The sequence below is a fragment of the Candidatus Symbiothrix dinenymphae genome (genome assembly GCF_001431085.1).
Genome location: NZ_BBRU01000267.1, coordinates 1 through 560, shown reverse-complemented (window position 1 = coordinate 560; position 560 = coordinate 1). Strand labels below are relative to the sequence as shown.

1 protein-coding gene is annotated in these 560 nt (G+C 45.4%); it reads left to right on the top strand.

The genetic code is table 11. The annotated features are described in order from the left end of the window. The coding region (locus ASC50_RS03470; protein ID WP_193391197.1) for an alpha-amylase family protein at positions 1–560 on the top strand (560 nt) is incomplete at both ends.

Sequence of the window (560 nt, the reverse complement as noted above, 5' to 3'; positions counted from 1 at the left end):
ATCATGCCGTACAGAATGGACAGGACGGGTGGTACATTGCCTATTCGGGCGATTTTATGCGCACGGTAGCCAAAGGTAATTATCTTGTTACCGAGACATCGGCGCAAGGAACAGGTTTTAACAATTCACGCAACCAGAATCCGCAGTTCGATGGACAACCCCGTCAAAACGTGTATGCGCATCTGGCATCGGGTTCAAATATGGTGCAATATTGGCATTGGCACAGCTTACATTACGGTCAAGAAACGTATTGGGGTGGCGTTTTGGGGCATGACCTCGAACCCAACCGTCTATACAAGGAAGTTTCGGTTATCGGACGTGAACTGAAAAAAGTAGGACCCCGGTTGATGAATCTGAAAAAAGACAATAAAGTTGCCATTCTTTACAGCCATGATTCCTACCACGCCTTGAGATTCATGTATTACACGAATAAAGCGCAATATCCGGATCAATTGGTGCATAGTGCCCTGTATCGGCAAAATATAGAAACGGATATTGTACCCTGTGACCAATGGTCGGATTTCAGCCAATATAAGATGTTGGTGATTCCGCCTTTGTAT